At 62.7% G+C, this 21,246-nt stretch carries 20 protein-coding genes and 1 pseudogene; 12 read left to right on the forward strand and 9 right to left on the reverse strand.

The window, feature by feature from the left end:
- The first annotated feature begins 2 nt into the window (after positions 1-2).
- The 6 genes from dnaG to O7B34_RS21880 all read left to right on the forward strand — a co-directional run bounded on the left by dnaG (position 3) and on the right by O7B34_RS21880 (position 6,536).
- The gene (gene dnaG / locus O7B34_RS21855; RefSeq protein WP_337148046.1) at positions 3-1,958 is read left to right on the forward strand and encodes a DNA primase; all 1,956 of its coding nucleotides are present in this window, start codon (positions 3-5) and stop codon (positions 1,956-1,958) included.
- 426 nt (positions 1,959-2,384) lie between these two features.
- Complete coding sequence (gene rpoD, locus O7B34_RS21860) at positions 2,385-4,409, forward strand: RNA polymerase sigma factor RpoD (RefSeq protein ID WP_337148047.1); 2,025 nt, start codon at positions 2,385-2,387, stop codon at positions 4,407-4,409.
- A gap of 210 nt (positions 4,410-4,619) precedes the next feature.
- Positions 4,620-4,913: a GYD domain-containing protein gene (locus O7B34_RS21865; protein WP_140505142.1), complete on the forward strand. Its 294-nt coding sequence runs from the start codon at positions 4,620-4,622 to the stop codon at positions 4,911-4,913.
- Between the two features lie 120 nt (positions 4,914-5,033).
- Entirely contained in the window at positions 5,034-5,300 is a 267-nt protein-coding gene (locus O7B34_RS21870) for a putative hemolysin (protein ID WP_337148049.1), read from the forward strand.
- The gene (locus O7B34_RS21875) at positions 5,264-5,689 is read left to right on the forward strand and encodes a thiol-disulfide oxidoreductase DCC family protein (RefSeq protein ID WP_337148051.1); all 426 of its coding nucleotides are present in this window, start codon (positions 5,264-5,266) and stop codon (positions 5,687-5,689) included. Before O7B34_RS21870 ends, O7B34_RS21875 begins: the two co-directional genes overlap by 37 nt.
- Before the next feature lie 154 nt (positions 5,690-5,843).
- A complete protein-coding gene (locus O7B34_RS21880) occupies positions 5,844-6,536 on the forward strand; it encodes a PadR family transcriptional regulator (RefSeq protein WP_027145770.1) in 693 nt (230 codons plus the stop codon).
- Positions 6,537-6,628: 92 nt separating this feature from the next.
- Here the strand turns inward: O7B34_RS21880 and O7B34_RS21885 are convergent, their stop codons facing one another.
- Positions 6,629-6,871 (reverse strand): YiaA/YiaB family inner membrane protein, encoded by a 243-nt coding sequence (locus O7B34_RS21885; RefSeq protein WP_337148052.1) that lies wholly within the window; start codon positions 6,869-6,871, stop codon positions 6,629-6,631.
- 64 nt (positions 6,872-6,935) lie between these two features.
- On the reverse strand, positions 6,936-7,613 hold the full coding sequence (locus O7B34_RS21890; protein ID WP_337148053.1) for a PspA/IM30 family protein: 678 nt from the start codon (positions 7,611-7,613) through the stop codon (positions 6,936-6,938).
- 177 nt (positions 7,614-7,790) lie between these two features.
- On the opposite strand from O7B34_RS21890, the gene O7B34_RS21895 reads away from it, so the two are divergent.
- Together O7B34_RS21895 and O7B34_RS21900 are read left to right on the forward strand one after the other, a co-directional pair.
- Complete coding sequence (locus tag O7B34_RS21895) at positions 7,791-8,432, forward strand: TetR/AcrR family transcriptional regulator (protein ID WP_337148056.1); 642 nt, start codon at positions 7,791-7,793, stop codon at positions 8,430-8,432.
- Between the two features lie 44 nt (positions 8,433-8,476).
- Positions 8,477-8,770, forward strand: a complete 294-nt coding sequence (locus O7B34_RS21900; protein ID WP_337148057.1) for an HlyU family transcriptional regulator — start codon at positions 8,477-8,479, stop codon at positions 8,768-8,770.
- 108 nt (positions 8,771-8,878) lie between these two features.
- On the opposite strand, the gene O7B34_RS21905 is transcribed toward O7B34_RS21900, so the two are convergent.
- Positions 8,879-9,913: a class I SAM-dependent methyltransferase gene (locus tag O7B34_RS21905; protein WP_337108106.1), complete on the reverse strand. Its 1,035-nt coding sequence runs from the start codon at positions 9,911-9,913 to the stop codon at positions 8,879-8,881.
- A 199-nt stretch (positions 9,914-10,112) separates the two neighbouring features.
- Here O7B34_RS21905 and O7B34_RS21910 point away from each other — a divergent pair, with 199 nt between their 5' ends.
- Positions 10,113-12,206, forward strand: a complete 2,094-nt coding sequence (locus O7B34_RS21910) for a putative bifunctional diguanylate cyclase/phosphodiesterase (RefSeq protein ID WP_337148059.1) — start codon at positions 10,113-10,115, stop codon at positions 12,204-12,206.
- A 139-nt stretch (positions 12,207-12,345) separates the two neighbouring features.
- On the opposite strand, the pseudogene O7B34_RS21915 reads toward O7B34_RS21910, so the two are convergent.
- Both O7B34_RS21915 and O7B34_RS21920 read right to left on the reverse strand, forming a co-directional pair.
- Positions 12,346-13,544: pseudogene (locus tag O7B34_RS21915) on the reverse strand (MFS transporter).
- A gap of 171 nt (positions 13,545-13,715) precedes the next feature.
- Positions 13,716-14,174, reverse strand: coding sequence for an Lrp/AsnC family transcriptional regulator (locus O7B34_RS21920; RefSeq protein ID WP_337148060.1), 459 nt, complete (start codon positions 14,172-14,174; stop codon positions 13,716-13,718).
- Between the two features lie 171 nt (positions 14,175-14,345).
- Between O7B34_RS21920 and O7B34_RS21925 the strand changes: the two genes are divergently transcribed.
- Both O7B34_RS21925 and O7B34_RS21930 read left to right on the forward strand, forming a co-directional pair.
- On the forward strand, positions 14,346-15,080 hold the full coding sequence (locus tag O7B34_RS21925) for an AzlC family ABC transporter permease (protein ID WP_337148061.1): 735 nt from the start codon (positions 14,346-14,348) through the stop codon (positions 15,078-15,080).
- Positions 15,077-15,376 (forward strand): AzlD family protein, encoded by a 300-nt coding sequence (locus O7B34_RS21930; protein ID WP_337131409.1) that lies wholly within the window; start codon positions 15,077-15,079, stop codon positions 15,374-15,376. Before O7B34_RS21925 ends, O7B34_RS21930 begins: the two co-directional genes overlap by 4 nt.
- A gap of 55 nt (positions 15,377-15,431) precedes the next feature.
- On the opposite strand, the gene O7B34_RS21935 is transcribed toward O7B34_RS21930, so the two are convergent.
- On the reverse strand, positions 15,432-16,067 hold the full coding sequence (locus O7B34_RS21935; protein ID WP_337148062.1) for an FMN-dependent NADH-azoreductase: 636 nt from the start codon (positions 16,065-16,067) through the stop codon (positions 15,432-15,434).
- Positions 16,068-16,176: 109 nt separating this feature from the next.
- On the opposite strand from O7B34_RS21935, the gene O7B34_RS21940 reads away from it, so the two are divergent.
- Complete coding sequence (locus O7B34_RS21940) at positions 16,177-17,139, forward strand: LysR family transcriptional regulator (RefSeq protein ID WP_337139876.1); 963 nt, start codon at positions 16,177-16,179, stop codon at positions 17,137-17,139.
- A gap of 17 nt (positions 17,140-17,156) precedes the next feature.
- Here the strand turns inward: O7B34_RS21940 and O7B34_RS21945 are convergent, their stop codons facing one another.
- The 3 genes from O7B34_RS21945 to O7B34_RS21955 form a co-directional block, all read right to left on the reverse strand.
- Positions 17,157-17,255, reverse strand: coding sequence for a putative RiPP precursor (locus tag O7B34_RS21945; protein ID WP_198028830.1), 99 nt, complete (start codon positions 17,253-17,255; stop codon positions 17,157-17,159).
- A 124-nt stretch (positions 17,256-17,379) separates the two neighbouring features.
- The gene (locus O7B34_RS21950; protein WP_337148063.1) at positions 17,380-17,955 is read right to left on the reverse strand and encodes a TetR/AcrR family transcriptional regulator; all 576 of its coding nucleotides are present in this window, start codon (positions 17,953-17,955) and stop codon (positions 17,380-17,382) included.
- 180 nt (positions 17,956-18,135) lie between these two features.
- Entirely contained in the window at positions 18,136-21,246 is a 3,111-nt protein-coding gene (locus O7B34_RS21955) for an efflux RND transporter permease subunit (RefSeq protein WP_337148064.1), read from the reverse strand.

Consider the following 21,246-nt stretch of genomic DNA (forward strand, 5'->3'; position numbering starts at 1 on the left):
CGATGCGATTTCCGCCCGCCTTCCTCGACGAGATACGCGACCGCGTGCCGATTTCGCAGGTCATCGGCCAGCGCGTTGCGTGGGATCGCAAGAAGACCAATACGTCGCGCGGCGACTATTGGGCCTGCTGTCCGTTCCATGGCGAGAAGAGCCCTTCCTTCCACTGCGAGGACAAGAAGGGCCGTTACCACTGTTTCGGCTGCTCGGTCTCGGGCGACCATTTCAAATTCCTGACCGAGCTCGAAGGACTGAGTTTTCCCGAGGCGGTCGAGAAGATCGCCGACATGGCCGGCGTGCCGATGCCGGTTCGTGACGCACAGGAAGAGCGGCGCGAGCAGGAACGTGCCAGCCTGACCGATGTCATGGAGATGGCGACCGCCTTTTTCCAGGAGCGCCTGCAAGGGCCCGAGGGCGCCAAGGCCCGCGCCTATCTGCGCGATCGTGGGCTGACGCCGGCGACACAGCAGTCGTTCCGGCTCGGCTTCGCGCCCGACAGCCGCAACGCGCTGAAGGAGCATCTGGCGGCCAAGGGTGTGCCGAAAGCCGATATCGAAGCCTGCGGGCTGGTGCGCCATGGCGACGACATTCCGGTCTCCTATGACTGGTTCCGCGACCGCATCATGTTCCCGATCCCGGATTCTCGCGGCAAGATCATCGCTTTCGGCGGCCGCGCGCTGGCGCCCGACGCGCTCGCCAAATACATGAACTCGCCCGATACCGAGCTCTTCCACAAGGGTAATGTGCTCTACAATTTCGCCCGCGCCCGGCAAGCGCTGTCAAAGGGGGCTCTGGCCAAGGGCGGCACCGTTATCGCGGTCGAAGGCTACATGGACGTGATCGCGCTGGCGCAGGCGGGCTTCGAGAATGTCGTGGCGCCGCTCGGCACCGCGCTCACCGAAAACCAGCTCGAACTGTTGTGGCGCATGGCGCCGGAGCCGATGCTGTGCTTCGACGGCGACAAGGCCGGGCTGAAGGCGGCCTGGCGGGCCGCCGATCTCGCGCTGCCATCGGTGCAGGCCGGACGCTCGGCGCGCTTCGCGCTGCTGCCGGAAGGCAAGGATCCAGACGATCTGGTCAAGGCCGAGGGGCCGGAGGCCTTCCGCGCCGTGCTGGCCGATGCGCGGCCGCTGGTCGACCTGTTGTGGATGCGCGAGACGGCGGGCGGCGTCTTCGACACGCCCGAGCGGCGGGCGGAATTGGGACAGACACTGCGGGAACTCAGCAGCCGCATCCGCGACGAAAGCACGCGCTACCACTACCAGCAGGAAATGCGCGAGCGGGTGCTGAGCTTCTTCGGCTCCCAGCGCAATGCGCGGCAAGGTCGTCAGGATGGCGGCCGGCCCGGTCAGCGCGGCCAGGGCAAGCCCGCGCCCGGCGGGCAATTCGCCAAGGCAGGCGGCGGGCGCATGGCGATCACCGAAAGCCTCGGCCAGTCGGCGCTGGTCAGGCGCGGCGAGGGGATGTCTGTGCGCGAGGCGACGATCATCGTGGCATTGGTCAACCACCCGGCGCTGATCGACGAGAATTTCGCCCATGTCGAGTTCCTCGACCTCGCCAATTCCGACCTGTCGCGGCTGCACGCCGCCATCCTCGACGCGATGGCGCATAACATGGCCAATGACCGCCACGCCGTGGTGGCGACGATAGAGCGCGCCGGCTGCGCCGAGATCTGGGAGCGCGCCGTCGGCCTGATCAAGCGGGCGCGGCAATGGCCGGCGCTGGAGACGGCGGCCCTCGAGGATGCCCGCGACGCTCTGAACCAGGCGTTGCACTTGCAGCGCAGCGCGCGCACCTTACATAAGGAGCTGAAACAGGCGGAAGCGGCCCTCGAAGCGGATCCTTCGGACGAAAACTTCCGCCATCTGATCGAAATTCAGGCGCAATTTCAGGATGTACAAGCGACGGAAGCGCTGATCGAAGGATTTGGTGTTTCGTCGGGCAGGGCTGGGCGAGCCTAGGTGCATGCGAGCGCGAAATGAAGGCGCGGCCACGCTTCCCCTGGGGGCGAGGCGCGCTAAGTCGGGTAATTGATTCGCTTTTTTCATGCGAATCATGCCAGAGGCGCTTGACCTTCGGACAGAATGGCGGAATCAGGACGATTCGAAACGTTAACCCGCACCCGCGTCGACGGGAAACAAGCGATGCAAGGTACTTGGTCACTGGACAGGCGGCCCGCCTGACACAGATATCAGGGTTAATCTGGACTTAATGTATGCCGCCCAAGAGTGGAACCCGGTTTTGGGGCAACGGCATGCACCAAACAAAAGAGTGGATGCAGCTCATGGGCCGGGTGAAGCGCGTTTAGAAAAACGGGCGTATCCGATTTGAGTGGTCCGACAGCTGACGCGGCCCCCATGGCCGGCCGCTAGGAGAAGATAAAGACTATGGCGACAAAAGAAAAGGAAGAGGTCGAGACCGAACGCGAAGGCGCCACCGATGGGCCCTTGCTCGACCTTTCCGATGATGCTGTCAAGAAGATGATCAAGGCCGCCAAGAAGCGCGGTTATGTCACCATGGACGAGCTGAATTCGGTGCTGCCTTCCGAGGAAGTAACCTCCGAGCAGATCGAGGACACGATGGCGATGCTGTCCGACATGGGCATCAACGTCGTCGAGGATGACGAGCAGGGCGAAGAGGCCGAGGCCGGCGACACAGCCGCCGATGCCGAGGAAGACGCCAACGAGCTTGCCGAGCAGACCGGCACCGCGGTCGCCGCCACCACCACCAAGAAAGAGCCGACCGACCGCACCGACGATCCGGTGCGCATGTATCTGCGCGAAATGGGCTCGGTCGAACTTCTGTCGCGCGAAGGCGAAATCGCCATCGCCAAGCGCATCGAGGCCGGCCGCGAGACGATGATCGCGGGCCTGTGCGAAAGCCCGCTGACCTTCCAGGCGATCATCATCTGGCGCGACGAGCTCAACGAATCCAAGATCCTGCTGCGCGAGATCATCGACCTCGAAGCCACCTATGCCGGCCCCGAAGCCAAGCAGGCGCCCGTGGTCGAACGTGTCGAGGAAGCGCCCAAGGCCGAGGAAAAGCCGCGCCGCGGACGCGACGATGAAGACGACATCACCAATGTCGGCGCCGACACGCGCGGCATCGGCGACGACGACGAGGAAGACGAGGACGAGGCGAGCCTGTCGCTGGCGGCGATGGAAGCCGAACTGCGCCCGCAGGTGATGGAGACGCTCGACGTCATCGCCGACACCTACAAGAAGCTCAGGAAGCTGCAGGACCAGCAGGTCGAGAACCGGCTGGCCGCCGCCGGCACGCTGTCGCCCAGCCAGGACCGCCGGCTGAAAGAGCTGAAGGATCAGCTGATCAAGGCGGTGAAGTCGCTGTCGCTCAACACGGCGCGCATCGAGGCGCTGGTCGAGCAGCTCTACGACATCAACAAGCGCCTGGTGCAGAACGAGGGCAAGCTTCTGCGCCTCGCCGAAAGCTATGGCGTGCGCCGCGAGGAGTTCCTGAAGGAATATCAGGGCTCCGAACTCGATCCGAACTGGACGCGCTCGATCGCCAACCTGACCTCGCGCGGCTGGAAGGAATTCACCAGGAACGAGAAGGATTCGATCAAGGAGCTGCGCGCCGAGATCCAGCACCTGGCCACCGAGACGGCGATCTCGATCCTGGAATTCCGGAAAATCGTCAACCAGGTGCAGAAGGGCGAGCGCGAAGCCGCGATCGCCAAGAAGGAAATGGTCGAGGCCAATCTGCGCCTCGTCATCTCGATCGCCAAGAAGTACACCAATCGCGGCCTGCAGTTCCTCGACCTGATCCAGGAAGGCAATATCGGCCTGATGAAGGCGGTCGACAAATTCGAATACCGCCGCGGCTACAAGTTCTCGACCTACGCGACATGGTGGATCCGGCAGGCGATCACGCGTTCGATCGCCGACCAGGCCCGCACCATCCGCATTCCGGTGCACATGATCGAGACGATCAACAAGATCGTGCGCACCTCGCGCCAGATGCTGCACGAGATCGGCCGCGAGCCGACGCCGGAGGAACTGGCCGAAAAGCTCGCCATGCCGCTCGAAAAAGTGCGCAAGGTCCTGAAGATCGCCAAGGAGCCGATCTCGCTCGAAACGCCTGTCGGCGACGAGGAGGATTCGCATCTGGGCGATTTCATCGAGGACAAGATGGCGATCCTGCCGATCGACGCGGCGATCCAGGCCAATCTGCGCGAGACCACCACGCGCGTTCTGGCCTCGCTGACGCCGCGTGAGGAGCGCGTGCTCAGAATGCGCTTCGGCATCGGCATGAACACGGACCACACGCTGGAAGAAGTCGGCCAGCAGTTCTCGGTCACCCGCGAGCGTATCCGCCAGATCGAAGCCAAGGCGCTGCGCAAGCTCAAGCACCCGAGCCGGAGCCGCAAGCTGCGCAGCTTCCTGGATAGCTGAGACCTGCCAATCGCATTGGAGATAAAGGGCGCCACGAGCGCCCTTTTTCATAGGCGTGTTCGCTCTTGCGACCCGCGACCTTAGGGAGGATAATTTCGCCTCGGACGCATTTTCTGGGCGACAACCCCGGAAAGCCCGCCCCGGTCGAGGCCGTGTCGACAGACCCACGGCCTGAGTGCCGTGCTCCGTGGCCCCGGAGGGAGGTGTGCCATGACAAGCTACATCGTGCTGATGAACTGGACCGAGCAGGGCGCCAAGAACGTGCGCGAATCCCCGAAGCGGCTCGACGCCGCCAGGAAGCAACTGGGCGAAATGGGCGGATCGTTCAAGGCGTTCTACCTGACCATGGGCGAGTACGACATGGTGGCGGTGGTCGAGGCGCCCGACGACGCGGTCCTTGCGCGTTTCTCGCTGATGCTGGCGGCGGCCGGCAACATCAGGACGCGGACGATGAAGGCCTTCCCCGAATTCGCCTATCGCGAGATCATCACCTCACTTGGATGAGGTTTGCGGACAGCCGGATCAGGTGCCGCCTCAACGGCTCTTGATCCGGCGCGCGTTCCGATAGATTTGACAGCTGCCTCGGGACAGGACGCCTCGCCGTGGAGGCCAAGGAGAGATCGCATGAACAACTTTTCGATACTGGCCGTCGGTCTTGCCTTGATGTCGTCGATGTCCATCGACGCCGGCGCCGCGCAAAAACCGGTCGGCATGGCCAATCCCGCATCGGTTCACTGTGGTGCGATCGGCGGCCGCTTCGTGATCAGGAAGGACAAGGCCGGCAACGAATACGGGTTTTGCCGCTTGCCCAACGGTCGCCAGTGCGAGGAGTGGGCGCTGTTTCGCGACAACAAATGCGTCGGGCCGAAGGCGGCGATGCGCGGCAAGTGACTGGTAGCGGAACCACGCCTTTGCTGACCGTCTGGTACAACACGCGCTGTCCGGTCTGCGATGCCGGCATCGGTAGGCAGAAGGGGCGGCTGATCGAGGCGGTCAAGGCCGGTCGGGTCGAATTCCGCGATATCAACCTGGAGCCGGATGCGCTGTCGTCGCATGGCGTCTCGCTGGAGGACATCCGCCGCCGGCTGCATGCCACCGATGCGGATGGCAATTTGCTGATAGGCGCCGACGTGGCGATCGCGATCTGGCTGTTAACGCCGGGCGAGGGCTGGCTGGCGAGCCTGTTCGGCAATCGGCTCATGCTGCCGCTGACCGGCCTTGCCTATGATCGCTTCGCCGATCTGCTCTACGGCTGGAACCGGCGCAAAGGCCGCTGGTAGTCCATTCGCACTCCATCCATTCCCATCAAGCCTGACGCTCGATGCCACGATGTCGCTTGGCTCGCGATCAGATACATCGTAAGATATATCTTGACTCGACGGCATTGTGCGTCTAACTAAGATATATCGTAAGATAGAACTCAAGGAGCAATCAATGCACAGACACAATCATTCCGATCATCATCATTTTGGCGAGCGCATGTTCATGCACATGGCCGGCAAGTTCGGCGGCAAATTTGGTGGCAGAGGGGGCGGCGGCTTCGGTCCGTTCGGCGGCAGGGGCGGTGGCCGCGGCCCGGGCGACATGTTCCGCGCCGGACGGATGCTCGCCGACGGTGACCTCAAGCTGATCACGCTGTCGCTGCTGGCCGAGGCGCCACGCCATGGCTACGACATCATCAAGGCGCTGGAAGAGCGCACCAGCGGCATCTACAGCCCGAGCCCGGGCGTGGTCTACCCGACGCTGACCTTCCTGGAAGAGGCCGGCTACGCCGTGTCGACGAGCGAAGGCAACAAGAAGGTGTTCTCGATCACCGAGGCCGGGCAGGCGCATCTGGCCGACAACCGCGAAATGATCGACGGCGTGCTCGATCATCTCGAGCGCTTCGGCCGCAAGATGGCCAAGGCGCGCGACTGGTTCGGCTGGAACGATGACGGCGAGGACCGCCGCGGCGGCCGGGGCGGCCGTGGCGAGCGCTCGGAAACGCGCGACGAATTCCGCGCCATCCGCCACCGGCTCCGCGCGGCACTCGGCGACATCGTCGATGCCCCAGCCGAAAAGCAGGCCGAGGCGATCGCCATTCTGGAAGCCGCCGCCGAAGCGCTGGAAGCGCTGTCGCATCGCTGAGGCGGGCAAGCTTTCCTCTCACCCCGCTTGCGAGGGCGAGGACGCAGAAAAGCCCGGGGAGACCCGGGCTTTCTCGTCAGACCGTGCCGGCATCATTCCTTGCCGACATATTCGCTGATCAGCTTTTCGTTGCGCGCCTTCTCGATCTTGGCGGTGGTTTCGGCGGAGATGCGCTCGTCGGTGCGGTGGCTGCCGGTGAGCAGCAGGATGCCCATGGCCCAATAGCCTTTGGTCGACAGGTCGACCGGTGCCAGCCACAGGGAAAGGCCAAGCATGAAGTAGGCGGCGCCGACCGAGACGGTGTTGAACATGATGTAGGTCTGATTGCTGTTCATTGTCGTGTTCCTTTAACTGGATCGAAGTTGGGCTTGATGTGGTCGTCGTCAGGTCCAAAAATCTTCAGTTGATGGTCTTCAGGCGCTCGAGCACGTCCCTGGAGCGCACCTTCACCGCCGGGCCGTGCCCGGCGTCGGCAAGGCGGTCGCGGATCGCGTCATGACGAAACTCGCCGTCGATTTCGTCGAGAATGCCGGCTTCCTCGAACGGATCGCTGGCTCCCTTGATGCGGGCCAAAAGCTCCTCGGCGTCGTTGAGGCTCGCCGAATGACCGATCGACCTGACGAGGCGTGACTGCGCCTTGCGCTCGGCATCGATGGCCCGGGCCGAGATCATGCCCTGGTTGAGATCGATGATGCGGCGGTGCGCCCGCTCCACCGAAACGCGCATCCGCAAGGTCTTTTCGCCAAGGCTTTGCACCGTGGCGCGGCGGACCTCGCGTTCATTGTCCAGTTCGGCTATGGCCGCGGCACCGCTTTCGGCCAGCCCGCTGTTGCCGGCGGCCAGTGCGCTGATGGTGCGTGTCTCCAGGTCGGCGTGACGGCGGTCGAGATGCTCGAGGCCGGCCTGCTCGGCACGCTGGCGCACGATCAGTGAGGCAAGCGTCTGCTTGGCGGCGGCAAGTCCCGCCTCGGCATCGCGGATGCGCTGCGCCAGAAGGTCGATGGCGAAGCGATCCTTCAGGCCGTCCTCGGCCCGTGCGCTGGCGCCGTCGAGCAGTGTTCTGATCAGGCTAAGCATGGTTCTTCTCCCTTCGAAGTTTCCGTGAACAATGTTCACACACTCAACATAGCGGCAACTGAACATTGTTCAAGAGAATTCTGAACGCTGTTCACGATATCCGGCATATGGTAAACGAAGGGAAGTCGGGGCGAAAAAGCGTGCCGTCGAAGGCACGCGCATCCAAAAAGGACTGATATGGCGCTGGACAAGGAAGAGACCGGCGAGCGGGTGCTGGCCATTGCCGAGACGCTGCTCAACGAAGGCGGCATGGACAATCTGAAGGCCAGGACCATCGCCGAACAGGCGGGCATCTCGGTCGGCTCGGTCTATAATCTGTTTTCCGATCTCGACGGTGTGCACCGCGCCGTCAACATGCGGCTGCTCGACCGGCTGGGGGTCGCGGGCGCTGCGGCGATGGCCGACCTTGGCAGGCGCGGCATCACCGACGTGCGCCAACGGCTGATGGCATTGGCCGGCGCCTATGTTCGCTTCGTCGAGGCGCATCCCGGCAGCTGGCCGGCGCTGCTGGCCTTCAACAGGCGGCGTCCGGTGCTGACCGAGCCCGACGTCTACGAGGCACGGCTCGACCAGTTGTTCGAGATCATCGCCAGCGTCCTTGCCGATGGCGGCTTCGATCTCGACGAGGACACGCGCCGGATCGCCGCGCGAACCCTCTGGTCAAGCGTGCATGGCATCGTCACCAGCGGGTATGCGGGCAGGTCCGTTAGCCGGCAGGCCGACGAGATCGACCGGCAGATCGAGCTCCTGGTCGCCGTCTTCATCAGGGGGCTGGAACGCGGCGGCACATTCGCGCATGCTGGGCCGACAGCGTCGTGAATCGCATACCGACGGCGATCGCAGGCGGCAAGGAGATTTGAGCGATGTCTTTTCTGAAACGTCTTTTCGGCGGCGGTGGCGGCGAAGCGGCCGAGTCCGCAAGTGCCGCGCCCGCCAAGCAGGTCGAGCACAAGGGTTTTACGATCAGCGCCACGCCCTACAAGACCGAAGGCCAGTACCAGACCTGCGGCGTCGTCTCCAAGGAGGTCGATGGCGTGGTGAAGGAGCACAAATTCATCCGTGCCGACCGTTTCGCCGGACTGGACGACGCCGTCGACATTTCGATCAAGAAAGGCATCCAGCTCGTCGACGAGCAGGGCGATCGGATTTTCGGGTAGGGTCCAGCCATCTCCGAAAGAGCGTGGATCGCGCGTGAGGGGGCTTACACCCTCGAGCACTCCGTGAAGCGCTCGAGGTCCTTGGCCGGCGTGCCATCCAGGTGGGTATTAGCCGCGCTTTTGGATGACGCCGTAGAGCACGTTGCGATTCTCGCCGAAGTACACTTGCGCCTCCACGGTGTTGCGGTCGACGCTGGCATTGATGATGTTCCACATGTCGACTTCCGACCGCAGCAGCAGCACCCAGTCCATGAACGTTTCCCGGTAGCCGGCGTCAGGAGTGCCCTCGGCGTAGTTCGCAAACAGGAATGTCCCGTTCGGCTTCAGCATCTGCAGACAGGTCTTGGCGAGTTTCACGGCGACGTTGTGCTGAAGGTAGTCGTAAAGGCCTGAGGCATAGATGAGATCGAACTTGCCAAGCTTGTGGCCCCTGGTGAGCACGGTCCGTACCGAGCCGTCGATGGCCTCGACCGCGGTGCCTTGGAAATCGCGCGCGATCAGTCCGACGCTCTGGGGATCCTGGTCGAGCGCGACCCAGCGCTTGAGGCCGCCCTCGGCCAATGCGGCCGAACGGTTCGCTTCGCGCAGATGGCCGGCCGCGATAGCCAGGACTTCGGTTTCCGGTCCATTCTTGGCCGCGGTCTCATCGACATAGCGGGTCAGCAGATCGCGGCGCTCCCGTGCCGCGACGCATGACGGCACGTTCTGGGTATGGCTGTAAAGCGCCTTGCCGATCTCCGAGGCGTTCGCCACGCTCTCGGCCACGTGCGGGTCACAATAGATGTAGTCGAGCAACTGCGCGTCGCCGGAATAACCCCTGGGCTTGGTGAAGGACCAATGCGTCAGCGGATCCTCGAGAAAGTACTTCTGGATCGGGTGGTTCTGCGCCACCGGTATCAAGGCTTGCCACACGTCGGGATGAACCTTGGCACGCAACGCGTTGAGAAGCGACAGCAGCCGGCGAACGATCTCGGCGGGAAATTTTTGCTGCTCGACCTGTTGCTGTGTCGCGTGGAGGATGAGCGCCAGCTCCGCGCGAGCGGTTTCGAACGCTTCGCCATGATGCTCGGGCTTTCCTCGACGGAGACCACTGGCAATTGCCTCCGCAGTAATCAGACTCTGGCCATCAAAGACAGTTTGCACACCAAGACTCCATAGTTAACAGTCAGTTAACTTATTGCTTAGAATATTCGAATTGCCAATGTCGGGTCGCGGGCATTTTATCGGTATGATTAATTTCCCGCTAACCATGTCAATTCTTTGGGGTTTTTAAGGAGGGGATTCCGGGTTCGAGTTAACGGAAACTTGTCCTGCGTCATTGCATTTGATCGCGCGGCAAGAGATGTCGCGCCGAAGGAGTCGGTCTGCGTTGGGGGCAGAAGCTGCAAAAGAATTCGGAACGCGAGATGCCCTTCAGCCGGGATTTGTCGTGAACGAACGCGCGTCATCCAGAGTGGCCGATGCGGTCGATTCGGAACCGCACGATCCCCGCCAGGAGCTGGGGGCGGCTGAACTTCGCATCCTTTACCGTACGGAAGCCCAGGCGAAGCGAAGGAAGGAAGCCAGGCCAGGCCTTTGGATCGCCGTCGTCATCTATGTCTTGTTTTCGGTATCGGACCTGCTGCTGATACCGGATGTGGCCGCCCTTACGATCACGGCCCGCTTCGCTGTCGGACTGACCGCACTGTTGGTCCTGGAAGCACAGCTTCGCCGGGGAGCCGCCACGGACTGGCTTGACGTAACCTGCGCCGCGGCCATCATCTTCGGCTATATCGGCTGGCTTTACCCCGCTTCCATGGGGGCGAACAAGGAAACCGTCGCCTATTATATGGTCTTCGGCACCATTTTCATGATGAGTGCCAATCTCTTCTTCACGTTCCGGTTCAAAGTGTCGATCATAACGTCGACTATAATTTTGTGCATCTTGTATGTTGTGAACTACTTTCTACCCGCGTCGCTGGCATACAAGATGGTATTTGGCACTTTCTACGTTTCGTGCTTCACATTCACATCCTATGTGAACTGGAAGCTGAACGAAGAGCGCTACAACGTCTTCCTCAACGCGCTGGAAGCCAAGATCCAGCACCATGAGGCCACCGAGCGCGGCAAGGCCCTGCTCAGGCTGTCGCGGACGGATCCGCTTACAGGCCTGGAGAACCGGCGCGCCATCGACGAGAAACTGCGCGACTACTGGAATGACTGGCAAAAGCTTGGCCATGGTTTTGCGGCGATCCTCATCGACGTCGACTTCTTCAAGAAGTTCAACGATTGCTATGGCCATCAGGAGGGTGACCGTTGCCTGATCCAGGTCGCCGAGGCGCTCAGCGACCTGATCAAGCAATATGATGGCTCCATCGGCCGCTATGGTGGGGAGGAATTCATCGTCCTGGCTCGCATGGGCAGGAAAGACCAGGTCGCGGATCTCGCGGAAGCCATTTGCCGCACGGTCGAGAACCTGGCGATCGCCCACGAGTTGCGGCGGGATGGCATCGCGATCGTGACGGCGAGCGTAGGCGCGGCATTCACCAGGAAGCAGACCGCCGCCAAGCTGGAGAAGATCATCCACGAGGCCGATCGAGCGCTCTATCTGGCAAAAGCCGGCGGCCGAAATTGTGTCCGGCTGTTCGATCCGACCGATCCCCAGAGCAGCGACGAGAGCGAGAATCTCGCGGCTTTGCTGAAGATCGCGATCGGCCAGGATCTCGTTTCGCTTGTCTATCAGCCCATCCAGGACGTGGCGTCGGGCCGGGTCGAGGCCGTGGAGGCGCTGATGCGTCTCAAGATGCTCGACGGGACCCTGGTTCCGCCGAGCCTGTTCATTCCCGTCGCGGAGCGAACCGGCGCCATCCTCGAGCTCGGGCGTTGGGCAATAAGGACCGTGTGCGCCGAACTCCTGGCGCAGGATCACGTGCGCGTCGTCAGCGTCAACGTCTCGCCGATCCAGCTCAAGACGCCCGGCTTCGCGACATCGGTCGCGACCATTCTGGGCGAGACCGGCGTGACCGGCAACCGGCTGGCCTTCGAGATCACCGAGGGGCTGGAGATGGAGATGCACTCCGACATCCTGCGCTGCATCAGCGATCTGAAGCTGCTCGGGATCAGGATATGGCTCGATGATTTCGGGACGGGCTTCGCCGGCCTTTCGTGGCTTCGTCTCATCGATTTCGATACGGTCAAGATCGACCGCTCGTTTCTCCACGACTGCGGCACCCCCAAGGGCATGGCGATGCTGCAGGACATCATCGCGCTGGTCAGAAATCGCGGCCACAAAATCCTGGTCGAAGGGGTGGAGACCGAAGAGCAGATGCTCCTCATGCGCCAGTTTGGCATCGACAAAGTCCAGGGCTTTCATGTCGGCCGCCCGGCTCCGGCCGCGAATTTCCAGACCAAACGGGCCATTCAGAAGCGGCCGTTCACGGTTCTCAAGTCGGCGTGACGCCGAAGCAGGCGGTGGCTTGACCGGCCATGGCCCGTCAAGCCCGTTTGTCATCTGGCCACGATTGCCGTCCGGCCGTGTCTCCTGATTTTATGCGTGTCGTTATCCCGGAACCGAGGACACTTCCGGGCGACATGCATTATGCCGTCTGCAACGCCGTGCGTGGCAGCGGCGGGAAGGCGATGGCTATGCCCGCGGCACCCAGGCCGATGAGAGCCGAGCCGATGAACAGCCAATGGTAGCTGGCATAGGCGTCGAAGATCATGCCGCCGGCAAGCGGCCCGCCATGCCGAGGCTGGAGAGCATGGTGGCGGCGCCGAATACGGTGCCGAGAATGCGCTGGCCGAAATATTCGCGCGCCAGCACGGCGTAGAGCGGCATGACGCCGCCATAGGTGGCGCCGAAGATGACGGCCAGCATATAGAACTGGTCGAGCTGGCTGATCGAGAGATAGGCGGCAATGACGATCGACTGGATCGCCAGCCCCGCGATCAGCACCGGCTTGACGCCCAGCCTGTCGGCCAGCACGCCGTAGAGCAGCCGGCCGCCGAGGCCAGCCAGACCCTCGACACTGTAGATCGAGACCGCGGCCATCGGGGCGACGCCGCACAGCATGGCGTAGCTGACCATGTGGAAGATCGGGCCGGAATGGGCCGCGCAACAGGCGAAGAAGGTTAGCCCCAGCACGATGAATTGCGACGAGCGCAGCGCCTGCCCGACCGTCAGGCCGGCGCCTTCGGCGACTGGTGCCGCGGCCGCACCGGAGGCGGCGGGTTTCGGCGGCTGGCGCACCAGAAGGACGGCGGGCAGCAGGAGCACCCAGGCCAGGACGCCGATGTCGAACATGGCGGCGCGCCATTCATAGGCCGAGATCAGCCAGCGCGCGAAAGGCGAGATCGTCATCGGCGCCACGCCCATGCCGGCCGAAACCAGCGATACCGCCAGCCCGCGATTGGTGTCGAACCAGCCTGATGTCAGCGCGATCATCGGTGCGAAAAAGGCGCTGGCCGCGAGCCCGACGAGCACGCCATAGGTGATCTGGAAGGTGAGAAGCGAACCGGCGCGGCTTGCCAGCACCAGCGCCAGCCCGAGCAGCACGGCGCCGATCGTGACGACGATGCGGGCGCCGAAACGGTCGGACAGGGCGCCCCAGGCGAAGCCGCCGAGGCCCATCACCAGGAAGTTGAGCGTCATGGCGCTCGAAATGCCCGCGCGCGACCAATTGGTGTCGATCGCCATGGGTTCAAGGAAAATCGCCAGCGAAAACATCGTGCCGATGGCGACACAGGACATCAGCGCGCCAGCCGCGACGATGACCCAACGGTAGGAATGGTTCATGTTTCTTCTCCCAGCCGGGAGCAGGATCGATCTTTCGACGCCGCCCGGCAATTCCGGTTGCGTCCCAAGGACGTTCGAGGCGTGCTCGGATCGACATTCCAGATGGAAATTCTTATAGGGCCAGGCGATGGCCTGCGCCTCGTCAAATGCGCTGAGAGATATTTCAAAGGCTCAGATCGGCAGTTCCGATGTGTACTTGATCGTCCAGCTGGGAACGTCGGTCTTGACGTTCTGCACGCCCTTGATGCGGCTCAGATGCTCCGACTGGAAACGGCGATAGTCGTTGATATCAGCCGCCACCACGCGCACCAGGGCGTCGCAGTCGCCCAGCATGAGATAGCATTCCATCACTTGCTGCAGCTTGGCCACCTCGGTGGCGAAGTGCTCGATCGTGTCCTCGTCCTGCGTCTTCAGCCAGATCCGGGTGAAGAAGGTGAGGCCCTTGTCGATGCTGGCCGGATTGAGCACGGCGACATAGCGGTCGATGACGCCGGCTTCCTCCAGGAGCTTGACGCGCCGCAGGCAAGGCGAGGGCGACAGGCCGACCTCATTGGCCAGATCATTGTTGGCCATGCGGCCGTCGCGCTGCAATGCCCGCAGGATGCGCTTGTCGATGTCGTCGACCTTCATGGCGTTGAATTCCATTTTCCTGAGGATATGTGACATTCAATGCCAAAATTTGGCGAAAGACAACAATCTTCGCAACCAAATTGCGGGGAGGTGTAGGTATGTTTCGCCCCTGACATCACGAAATTTTCAAACGCAGGGCAGGGCGGCTGCGAGGCCGGCCTATGGCAGACCATGAGCATTTCACAGGCAGTCGAGGCAGCCGGCAATGGTTCGGAATCCGAGTTCCGCCGTGGTGTGATGTCCTGCGCGCCGGTGCTGCTCGGCACCATTCCCTACGCGCTGGTGCTTGGCGCCCAGGCCACGCAGAAGGGGCTGAGCACGGTCGAGTTATCCATGATGACCGGCCTGAACTTCGCCGGCGGTTCGGAATTCGCGGCGATCCAGTTGTGGACGTCGCCGCCGGACATCCTGCTCATTGTCGCCATCACCTTCCTGGTCAACAGCCGTCATCTGCTGATGGGGGCGGCGCTCGCGCCGTTCCTGCGCGAGCTACCGCGGCGCAAGGTTTTCCCGGCGCTGTTCTTCATGTGCGATGAGAGCTGGGCACTTGGCCTGGCCGATGCCAAACAGCGTGCCGCCGCCAGCATCGGTCCGGCCTTCAGCCCGCGCTATTATATGGGCGCGGCGCTGGCGATGTATCTCACCTGGGTAGCCTTCACGACGCTCGGCGCCTTGCTCGGCCCGATGCTGGGCGATGTCGAGACCTATGGTTTCGACATGGCGTTTCCGGCCGTCTTCCTGGTGCTGATGCGCGGCATGTGGAAAGGCTTTGCCGCCGCGCGACCGTGGCTCGTCAGCCTGGCAGTCGCCGCGCTTGTCTATCTCTTCGTTCCCGGCGCCTGGTATGTCGCGGCGGGTGCTGTGTCGGGGCTGGTCGCGGCCTGGTTGCTGGCAGGTGATGCATGATCGACATGACAACCCTTCTCACCATCGTGCTGATGGCCGGCGTCACCTATCTGACGCGGATCGGCGGCTATGTCGTGCTGCGCAACCGCGTGCTCAGCACCCGCGCCACGGCGGTGATGGAGGCAGCGCCCGGCTGCGTGCTGATCTCTGTCATCGCGCCGGCCTTCGTGTCGCGGAATCCGGCTGATCTTGCGGCATTGGCCATCACGCTGGCGGCGGCAACGCGGCTTTCCATGCTGCCGACCGTGCTGATCGGGGTCGCTTCGGCCGGCCTCTTGCGGCATCTGATCGGCTGAAGCGAAAAGGCAGGCGCGAACGCCTGCCTTTGGATATGCCATACGGATCGGCAGCTTACGCGGCAGCCGCTACATCACGGCTGGCGGCAACCAACGCATCAACCTTGGCGGTCGCCTTGGCAAGCGCTGCTGTCACCGCGTCAGGGCCTTTGGAGATACCTTCGATGCGGACGACTTCGACATCGGTCATGCCGTTGAAGCCGAGCGCAGTGCGCAGGTAAGGGATGGCGTGGTCCATCTGCACGGCAGCGCCTTCCGAATAGATGCCGCCGGAAGCCAGCACGACATAGACCTTCTTGCCGGTGACGAAGCCCTTGGGGCCGTTCTCGCCGTAGGCGAAGCTCTTGCCGGCACGGGTTACGTGGTCGACCCAGGACTTCAGCGTCGAAGAGATGCTGAAGTTGATGAAGCCAGTGGCCAGGATCACGGTGTCGGCGGCGAACAGTTCGTCGAGCACGTCATCGGAAACGCCGACCACCTCGGCCTGGCGCGGGGTGCGCGCTTCAACCGGCGTGAAGATGCCTGCCGCATAGTCGGCATCGATATGCGGCAGCGGGTTGGCGACGAGATCGCGCACGACCAGCGTGTTCGATGGGTCGGCAGCGAGAAGCTTCTGAGCGAACTCGGTGGCGATGCGGGTCGAGTGCGAGGCAGCGCCGCGAGGGCTCGAGGTAACAAGAAGAATGGACATGGCGGGTCTCTCCAGTTGAATGAATTGTCCCGACATATATGGGCTATCGATCCATCCGATAAACTGGCATATTTTCTATACGATCCATCTATAAAGTAGATACACAACGATGCAGCCGAACCCGACCCTCGACCAGCTCCAGATCCTTGTCGCCGTTGCCGACACCGGCAGTTTCTCGGCCGCCGGCCGCAAGCTCAACCGGGCACAATCCGTCATCAGTTATGGCATCGCCAATCTCGAGGCGCAGCTCGGGCTGAAGCTGTTCGAGCGCGAGGGCACGCGCGAGCCGCAACTGACCGAGATCGGCCGGGCAATGCTGGAGGATGCGCGGCGCATGGTGGGCGTGCTGCAGCGCATCCGCTCGCGCGCCGACGGCCACCATCACGGGCTGGAGGCCGAGGTAGCGCTGTCGGTCGATGCGACCTTGCCGTCGCCGGTGCTGGTGCGGGTGCTCAAGGCGTTCGAGGCGCGGTTTCCGACCGTGATGCTGCGCCTGCATATCGGCACGCTCGGCCTCATTCCCGATCTCGTCGTCAATGGACAGGCCGATCTGGGCATTGGCGGCTTGCTGGGCGATGTCGACGTGCATCTCGTGCGCATCGGCTTCATGTCGCTGGTGCCGGCGGCCGCACCCAGCCATCCGCTGGCACAGCTGCCGAAGCCGGTGGCGCTCGAGGATGTGCGCGAGCACACGCAGCTTGTCGTCACCGACCAGTCGGAGCGCACCAAGGGACGTGATTACGGCGTCTTCGCCTACCGCACCTGGCGCCTGACCGACGTGCGCACCAAGCACATACTGATGCGCGAGGGGCTGGGCTGGGGTGGGCTGCCGCGCTGGTTGATCGCCGACGATCTGGCCAGCGGCCGCCTGGTGGAGCTTGATCTCGAACCCTACAAGGAGGTGAGTTCGCCATTGTTCGCCATGCACCGCAACGATCGCAGCCCGAAGCCGGCGGCCGCCTGGTTGATCGACCGGTTCAAGCGCGGGCTAGGCTGCTTCAACGAGTTCGAGCCGGGCGAGGTGCCCGAAGAGGAGCCGGAGACCCATGGCGTGTCCGGCTCCGGCATCTGACCCGGGCATCCGAGAAATCACTGGATTATCGTCACCCCGGAAACCACGATCTGCGCGGTGCGGGCGGTCAATTTCCCGTGCTTGCGTAGCGTGGGTTTTTCATAGGTCTTTTTCATGTGTTGGTCCCGAATGTGAGCCTCGAGGCAGGAGTGAGCCCTGACATAACGAGATTGGAGAGTTCCGGTTGCGTCGCCGTGCCATTCCGTGCCGCGGACTGTGACACGATACCAGCCAGCGGCCTCAGTCAGACTTTCCCAGAGCTTTCAGGATGAAGCGAATCTGCTCGCGCAGGCTCGTTTCGGTGTCTTCGCTGTTTCGAACGCAGTGCTCGATCAGAATCGGGTGGAAGAACGGCATGAATGCGGCCTTGACCGCACGCGCCGCTTCCGCCGGGTCCTCGACCTTGAATTCGCCCGCCTCGACGCCCTCGCGAATGATCGCCTTGAAGATCGTCACCATCCGCTCGAGATGCGACTTGATGACCGCCCAGTTCTCCTGCATGGCGGCGACAATCATGTCGTGCATGCACCGTTCCTTGATCAGCTTCTTCTTGTTGTGATGGTGAAGTGCGTTCAAGAGTCGGTCGAGTTTCACCGAGGCCGGTGCGTTCGTGCGTGCGATCGCAACGGCGATGTCAGCAAACTCATTCAAGACCCTTCTGCAGATGGATTCATTGATTGCATCCCTGGAGGGGAAGAAGCGGTAGACGTTCGCCGGGCTCATGCCAAGCCCGGAGGCGATGTCGGCTACCGACGTCTTGTGGCAGCCGATGCGGCGAAAGTGCTCCTCAGCAACCTCCAGGATGCGCGCGCGCATCTCGTCGGGATCAGGTGTTCGAACCGGACGATTCATACATGTCTCCAGAATTGATGAGCGAACCTGCCGGACTCGCGTGGAAGATCATCTCCAGCCGGCCAGTTCGTGCCGTTGGCCCTGCATGTGTCCAGGCAGAGCCAACGGGCAAGAACTTGAACCGTCTCTTGCGACAACAGAGCCCTACTCGGCCGCCATAGCTGCTGGCAGTTCCGGTTCCTCCGTCGAATCCTCATGGAGTTCATCCGTGGTCGGTTTGATCCGGAACCACGCGACATAGAGCGCAGGGAGGAACAGCAGGATCAGCACCGTGCCGGCCGCCGTGCCGCCGATCAGCGTGAAGGCCATCGATCCCCAGAAGACGGAGTGCGTGAGGGGGATGAAAGCCAGCACGGCGGCAAGTGCGGTCAGGATCACCGGCCTCGTGCGTTGCACCGTGGCCTCGATGACGGCGTGATAGTCGTCAAGGCCGGCGGCACGGTTCTCCTTGATCTGTTCGGTCAGGATCAGCGTGTTGCGCATCAGGATGCCCGCCAGTCCTATCAGGCCCAGAATGGCGTTGAATCCGAAGGGCTGGTTGAAGGCCAGCAACATCGGTACGACGCCAACGAGGCCGAGCGGTGCCGTCAGCATGACCATCGCCATCGTCGAGAACGATCGCACCTGCAGTATGATGACGATCAGCATGGCGGCGAGCATGGCCGGAAAGACCTTACCCAGCGCGGTGTTGGCCTTGGCCGCCTCTTCGATCGATCCACCCATTTCGATGCGATAGCCGGCAGGCAGGGATTTAATCAGCGGCTGAAGGGCCGTCATGATCTGCTTGGAAACCTCTGGAGGCTGGGTCGCCTCATTGATGTCCGAGCGAATCGTGACGACCGGGGTGCGATCACGCCGCTTCAGGATCGGCTCTTCCAGACGGATTTCCGAGTGGCCGATCTGGTCGAGCGGGATCTGGCGACCGTCCCGGCTCATCAGCGAGAAATCCGCCAGACGCGATGGATCCAGTCGCTCGCCGCCGGCGCTGCGTGCCACGATGGGGACATTGCGGATGTCCTCGCGGACCTGCGTGACCGGGATGCCAGTGAGGAGGAACTGGAGCTGCTGGGCCACCTCGGCCGGCGACAGGCCGATGAGGTTCAGTCGATCCTGATCTGGGATGAAGCGCAGTACCGGCGTGCGATTGCCCCAGTCGCGACTGGCTTGCCGCACGTCCGGCACGCCGCGCATCACATCGAGGGCTTTCTCAGAGATGGCATACAATTGCGCGGGATCAGGCCCCATGACCCGGAACTCGACCGGGAACGGCGTGTAGGGTCCGAACACGAGTTGCGTAACGCGGACGTTCGCTTCGGGGGCAAGCCCTGTCGCAACCGCTTCACGCAGCCGGTGCTTCAAGGCCTCGCGGGCTTCCGCGTCCGGTGTCAGCACGACGATCTTTGCGAAGGCGGGATCAGGCAGTTCCGGCGCCATGGCAAAGAAGAAGCGCGGGGCGCCCTGGCCGACATAGCTCGTCACGATCTTGGCCTCGGTTTGGCCGCCAAGCCAGTGTTCCAGCTTTTCGACCGTGGCGGTCGTCGTCTCGATGCTGGTGCCTTCCGGCAGGCGAACCTCGACCAGCACTTCAGGGCGATCGGATGTCGGGAAGAACTGCTGCTTGAGGCCGCTCATGCCGACAACCGAAAGCGCGAAGACGATGCCGACGGCAGCGCAGGTCACGAACTTGTGGCGCACCGCGCCAGTGATGAGCCGGCGAAGGCGTCGATAGTTCGGTGTGTCATATATGGCATGGACGCCCCCTTCGATCGGTTTGATCGCGGGTAGCATCTTGACGCCCATATACGGGGTGAAGACCACTGCGACGACCCAGGAGACGATGAGGGCGAAGCCCACGACCCAGAAGATGTTTCCGGCGTATTCGCCGGCCGTCGAGCGCGCGAAGCCCACCGGAAGGAACCCGGCGATCGTCACGAGCGTGCCCGACAGCATCGGCGCCGCGGTATGGCTCCAGGCATAGGCCGCCGCCTTGATGCGGTCCATGCCCTCTTCCATTTTCACCACCATCACCTCGATGGCGATGATGGCGTCGTCGACGAGAAGGCCAAGCGCCAGGATAAGGGCGCCGAGCGTGATGCGGTCGAAGAACCGGCCGGTTTCCAGCATGATGAGGAAGACGACGGCAAGCGTCAGGGGAACGGCGGCCGCCACGACGATGCCGACGCGCCAACCCATGCTGATCAGGGCGATCAGCAGCACCACGCCGAGCGCCATCGCGAATTTGAGCATGAACTCGTTCACCGACGAGCCGATGTTCACGGCCTGGTCGCTGACCTTGGCCAGCGACATCCCGAGAGGCAGCGTTTGTGCGATCGCCGCCGATCTCTCCTCCAGTGCCTTGCCGAGTTCAAGACCATTCCAGCCCTCCTGCATCACCGCCGCGAGCATGATGGTCGGCTCGCCCTGGTGACGGATGACGTAAGTGGCAGGATCCTCGTAGCCGCGCCGGACCTCGGCGATGTCGGAGAGCTTCAACGTCCGTCCGGCAGCGACGATCGGCGTGTCGGCGATCGTCTGGACACTGTCATAAGCGCCGTTGACCCTGATGAAGACCTGCGGCCCCTTTGTGTCGATCGAGCCCGCCGGTGTGACGGTGTTCTGGCGCTGCAAAGCGGCGACGATATCCTGCGCCGACACGCCGAGTGTTGCCAGCTTGGCATAGGAAAACTCGACGAATATCTGTTCGGGACGCTCGCCGAGGATGTTGATCTTCTTGACGCCAGGCACATGCAGAAGGTCCTGGCGAATGGTCTCGGCTTGCCTGGCGAGTTCCCGCATGGGCAAGCCTTTCGCCTTGAGGGCGTAAAGAGCGAAACTCACATCGGAATATTCGTCGTTGACGAAGGGGCCGAGTACGCCGGGCGGCAGGTTGCGGGTTTCATCCCCGAGTTTCTTACGGGCCTGATAGAACTCCTCCTGAACGCTGGATGGCGGTGTGCTGTCCTTCAGCGTGACCGTCAGATACGCATAACCTGGCCGCGTTGTCGTCTCCACCCGGTCGTACCAGGTCAGCTCCTGAAGTCGCTTCTCCAACGGTTCGGCGACGAGGTCCTGCATCTCGCGCGCGGTCGCGCCCGGCCATACCGTCGTGACCGTCAGGGTCTTGATCGTGAAGTTGGGATCCTCCGCCCGTCCAAGCATGAGGAAAGCGTAGGCGCCGGCGGCGACGAGCAGAATAATGAAGAAAAGGGTGACGGCGCGCTCGCGAACGGCGATCGCGGAAAAATTGAGGTTCAT

The organism is Mesorhizobium sp. Cs1299R1N3, assembly GCF_037179625.1.
Classification (GTDB): domain Bacteria; phylum Pseudomonadota; class Alphaproteobacteria; order Rhizobiales; family Rhizobiaceae; genus Mesorhizobium; species Mesorhizobium salmacidum.